At 31.6% G+C, this 4951-nt stretch carries 6 protein-coding genes; all 6 read left to right on the top strand.

Features of this window, described 5'->3' with window-relative positions; genetic code table 11:
- Positions 1–529 (top strand): response regulator transcription factor (locus ACI3VO_RS06170; protein ID WP_439757068.1); only part of this gene is annotated, 529 nt, incomplete at its 5' end.
- Positions 526–1527, top strand: coding sequence for a sensor histidine kinase (locus ACI3VO_RS06165; protein WP_439757067.1), 1002 nt, complete (start codon positions 526–528; stop codon positions 1525–1527). The genes ACI3VO_RS06170 and ACI3VO_RS06165, both read left to right, overlap by 4 nt.
- Before the next feature lie 163 nt (positions 1528–1690).
- On the top strand, positions 1691–2677 hold the full coding sequence (locus ACI3VO_RS06160; protein ID WP_439757066.1) for a LacI family DNA-binding transcriptional regulator: 987 nt from the start codon (positions 1691–1693) through the stop codon (positions 2675–2677).
- Between the two features lie 5 nt (positions 2678–2682).
- On the top strand, positions 2683–3573 hold the full coding sequence (rbsK, locus tag ACI3VO_RS06155; protein ID WP_439757065.1) for a ribokinase: 891 nt from the start codon (positions 2683–2685) through the stop codon (positions 3571–3573).
- 2 nt (positions 3574–3575) lie between these two features.
- Positions 3576–3977 carry a D-ribose pyranase gene (gene rbsD, locus ACI3VO_RS06150; RefSeq protein ID WP_439757064.1) on the top strand — a complete coding sequence of 134 codons (402 nt, stop codon included), beginning with the start codon at positions 3576–3578 and terminating at the stop codon, positions 3975–3977.
- 15 nt (positions 3978–3992) lie between these two features.
- Positions 3993–4951: sugar ABC transporter ATP-binding protein (locus ACI3VO_RS06145; protein ID WP_439757063.1), on the top strand; the 959-nt coding region annotated here is incomplete at its 3' end.

Raw genomic sequence — 4951 nt, 5'->3', positions numbered from 1 at the left:
CTACAACCTTATTTTACTAGATATTAATTTGCCTAATGAAAATGGATTTGAGATTTGCAAGAGGATAAAGGAGAATAATTCTGTTCCAATTATATTTGTAACTAGCAGAAACTCAGAAGAGGATGAATTAAGAAGTATTATAACAGGTGGAAGTGACTTTATAACTAAGCCTTATAATAAGTATATTTTACTGGAAAAAATAAAGAGACGATTAAAGGAATCGAATCCAGTTAACTATAGAGAGCTTGTGGTCAGAGATGTTGTACTGGATTTACATCTATCTCTGATTAAGTATAAAGGCAAGGAGGTAGAGTTAACGAGAAACGAATTTAGAATAATGTACTATTTGTTTCTAAATGCAGGAAACTACATAACTAAGGAAAAATTTATGGAGGATTTGTGGAATGATAAATTCTACATAGATGAAAATATCCTATGTGTAAACATAAATAGAGTTAGAAGAAAGCTAGAGGATATAGGACTTAAGGATTTTATAAAAACTGTAAGAGGTAGGGGTTATAGTATATGAAGTTTATAGATTATATTGAAGAGAGAATTTGGTTTGTGATATTTCAGGTTTCTGTGATTTTTTTGATATCTATATATTTTAAATTATTCGAACTACCTGCTGAAGCGGTTGTCATCTTAGATGGGATTTGGATATTAGGCATGATGGTATACCTTTTTGTTTCATATTCAATGAAAAAGAAGGAATACAATGAAATAACATCTATAGTAGATAATCTGGATGAAAAATATCTAATAGCAGAGATCTTAAAAAAACCTAAAAATTTTAAGAACGAAGCATATTATTATGCCTTAAAGAAAGCATGTAAATCTATGAATGATAAAATAACTGATTTAGAAAGTGATATAAAAGACTATCATGATTACATAGAGAGCTTTGTACATGAAATTAAAACTCCGATATCAGCGATTTCATTATTATGTGATAATAGACAAGATATGAATATAAAAAGTGAAGTAAACAAAATTAATAATTTTGTAGAGCAGATGCTGTTTTACGCTAGAAGTGATAATGTAGAGAAGGATTATTTTATTAAGAAAATAAGCTTGGAGGATCTAGTTCATACGGTCATCATGGATTACAGAGAGAATTTAATGCAAAATAGAATATGCTTAGATATAGATAATTTGCAAAATTATGTTTATACAGATGAAAAATGGTTAGTATTTATAATAGGTCAGATTTTGCAAAATTCTATAAAATATATGGATAAAGAAGACAAGTTAATTAAAATATACAGCTTAAATAAAAAAAATAAAATTGTCATGGTTATTGAAGATAACGGGCAGGGGATAAGAGATTGCGATTTGCCAAGAGTATTTGATTATGGGTTTACTGGAACCGATAGAAATAAAGAGTACTCCACAGGGATTGGTCTATATCTCTGCAAGAAGCTATGTGGTCGTTTGAATTTAAGTATAGATATAGAATCGATATATAAAAAGTTCACGCGAGTTACTATTGTATTCCCAAAAACTAATTTATATAAAGAAGAATAGTTGCTATTAATTTAGCGACTTTTTTTATGTGAAAAAATATTTTATGAAGTTCAAAAAATATGTTGACAGAATTATAATTATGCAATTATAATTAAATTAATAAAACGTGAAACCGGTTTCAAGAAACATGAAACAGGGAGCATTTAAGTAAGAGGTGATTAAAATGGCAAGCATTAGAGAAGTAGCTAAGATGGCGAACGTTTCTCCTGCAACAGTATCAAGAGTAATAAATGGAACAGCTAAAGTGGATGAGCAAAAAAAACAAAGAGTTCTTGAGGCTATTGATGAAACGGGTTTCAAACCGAATGAATTAGCTAGAGCGCTATTTAAAAAATCATCTAAAATCATAGGAATGATTGTTCCAAATATTGAAAATCCATTCTTCAACGAATTGGCAAGAGTTATTGAAAAGGAAGCCTATGAAAATGGATATAGAATATTACTTTGTAATTCTGATGACAATGAAGAAAAAGAATTGATGAACATACAAATGTTAAATCAATTAAAGGCAGATGGAATTATCATCATGACAAATAGTAGTAGGACTGCACAAGAAGTAGAAAAATACGATTTTCCTGTAGTGTTAGTAGATAGAAAGTTTTCTAGTGATAAGGAAATGGCAGTAGTAGAAGCTGACAACTACAAAGGTGGAAGAATGGCAACAGAGCATTTAATAAAATGTGGTTGTAAAAGTATTGTATGTATGAGAGGACCTCAATCACTTTCAAGTGCAAAACAAAGATATTTGGGATATAGAGACATTTGTAAGGAATATGGACTAAATGAACAATATATAGAATGTGATTACAGCTATGAATCTGGTCTTAAACAAACAAAGGAATTAATAAAAAAATATCCTGATGTAGATGGGATTATAGCTAGTAATGATATGGTTGCGATTTCTGTTTATAAGGTAGTTTCAAAAAAAGGATATCGTGTACCAGAGGATATTCAAATTATAGGCTTTGATAATATTAGTTTCAGTTGGTTGTCTACACCTGAAATAACTACTATTGCTCAGCCGATAAAAAAAATGGGAAAGAAAGCAGCTCAGATTATTATTCAACATAAAAAGGGAGAAGAAATAGAAAAAGAAAATGTATTTGATGTTAAGCTTATACAACGTCAAACTACAAAAATAAAGGGGTGAAAAATATGAAACTAGCAGTAGTGGGTAGCATTAATACAGACATGACAGTGACAGCAGAGAGAATTCCACTGAAGGGTGAAACTTTATTAGGTGATAGTATTAGCTACATCCCAGGTGGAAAAGGTGCTAATCAAGCAGTTGCAATGGCAAAGCTTGGTGCAGAGGTAGAAATGTTTGGGTGTATTGGTGACGACAGTAATGGACAAAAGATGATAGAAAACATGAAAAACGTTGGAATAAAGACAGAACATATAAAAGTATTAGAAGGTGTTCCAACTGGTATAGCAATGATTACTGTTGGGGAAAACGATAACACAATCATAGTAGTTCCAGGAGCAAATGGAAAAGTAGACAAGGATTATGTAGATGGTATAAAGGATGTACTACAAACTTATGATATGGTAGTTCTTCAACATGAAATTCCACTAGATACAGTACATTATATAGTAGAGTTTTGTGCAGAAAAAAATATACCAGTTGTATTAAACCCAGCTCCAGCAGCTAAAGTTCCAATGGAAATTATAGAAAAGGTAACTTATTTAACACCTAATGAGCATGAAGCAGTATTAATATTTGGAGATGAGATGACTACAGAAGAGCTTCTTAAAAAATATCCTGAAAAATTATTAATCACTCAAGGATCAAGAGGAGTTTCTACATGTTTAAAATCAGGTGAAATTTTAACAGTGCCAGCTAGACCTGCAAAGGTTGTAGATACAACAGGTGCTGGGGATACTTTAAACGGTGCTTTTTCTGTGCAAATAGCAGGTGGTGCAAACATAAAGGATGCTTTAACTTTTGCAAATACAGCAGCTAGCTTATCTACAGAAAAGTTTGGAGCACAAAGTGGTATGCCAACTGTTCAAGAAGTAGAAAAAGAGCTTGGAGGTAAATAGTTTTGAAAAGACATGGAATTTTAAATAGTGATATATCAAGTGTTCTTTCTTATATGGGACATACAGATCGTATATGTATAGCTGACTGTGGTCTTCCAATCCCAGAAGAAACAGAAAGAATTGACTTAGCAGTTAAATTTGGACAACCAACTTTTATGGAGCTTTTAAAAGTAGTTGGTGATGACATGAAGATAGAAAAAATAGTTTTAGCAGAAGAAATAAAAGAAAATAATCCAAAGGTTTTAGCTGAAATAAACGATTATTTTGCTGGACAAGAGGTAGAAGTAGAATTTGTTTCTCATGTTGAACTAAAAGAAATGACAAAAGAATGTAAGGCTGTCATACGTACAGGGGAGACAACTCCTTATGCGAATATAATTTTACAGTCTGGATGCATTTTTTAATAAGGGGGGAAAGACATGCAGATTGAAATGCGTGGAATTGACAAGTCATTTGGTGGTAACGCAGTTTTAAAGAGTGCAGGTTTTTTATTAGATGATGGAGAAATTCATGCACTTATGGGAGAAAACGGTGCTGGTAAATCTACATTAATGAAGATTTTAACAGGTGTTTACACTAAAGATGCGGGTACAGTTTTAGTAGATGGAAAAGAAGTATGCTATAACAATCCGCAAGAAGCCGAAAAAGCAGGAATCGTATTTATTCATCAAGAGTTAAACGTATTATTCGATTTAACAGTTGAAGAAAATATGTTTCTAGGCAAAGAAATAAAAAAAGCATTTGGTGTATGTGACAAAAAAGCGATGAGAAAAAAGGTAAAAGAAATCCTAGATATGCTTGGTGTAAAAATAGATCCAGGTCAAAGAATGGATGAATTATCTATAGGACAACAACAAATGATAGAAATTGCAAAAGCACTAATGGTAGATGCGAAGGTTATAATAATGGATGAACCAACAGCAGCTTTAACTCAAAGTGAAACAGAAGTACTATTTGAAGTAGTAAATTCACTTAGAAAAAAAGGCGTTTCTATAGTTTATATTTCTCACCGTATGGAGGAAATATTTGAACTATGTGACCGTATTACTGTTCTTAGAGATGGTTCATATATAGGAACAAAGAAAATTTCAGAAATAGACATGAATGATGTAGTTAAAATGATGATAGGTAGAGAAATAGGAGAAAGATACCCAGCTAGAGAATCAGCAATAGGTGATGTAGCCTTTGAAGTAAAAAATTTAAACTGTCCTGGTGTATTTGAAAACGTTTCTTTCCAAGTTCATGCTGGTGAAGTTTTAGGTGTATCTGGATTAATGGGAGCAGGAAGAACAGAAATAATGCAAGCTATATTTGGAAATATGCCTAATGTTACTGGGGATATTTATTTAAACGGTCAAATAATAAAAAATAAAAATCC

Origin of the sequence: Intestinibacter sp. (assembly GCF_051866655.1) — a bacterium.
Classification (GTDB): Bacteria; Bacillota; Clostridia; order Peptostreptococcales; family Peptostreptococcaceae; genus Intestinibacter.
This window is presented reverse-complemented; position numbering and strand designations above follow the sequence as displayed.

Coding starts and splice junctions, on each gene's coding strand:
- ACI3VO_RS06165 (WP_439757067.1), top strand. CDS start 526: ATGAAGTTTATAGATTATATTGAAGAGAGAATTTGGTTTGTGATATTT.
- ACI3VO_RS06160 (WP_439757066.1), top strand. CDS start 1,691: ATGGCAAGCATTAGAGAAGTAGCTAAGATGGCGAACGTTTCTCCTGCA.
- rbsK (WP_439757065.1), top strand. CDS start 2,683: ATGAAACTAGCAGTAGTGGGTAGCATTAATACAGACATGACAGTGACA.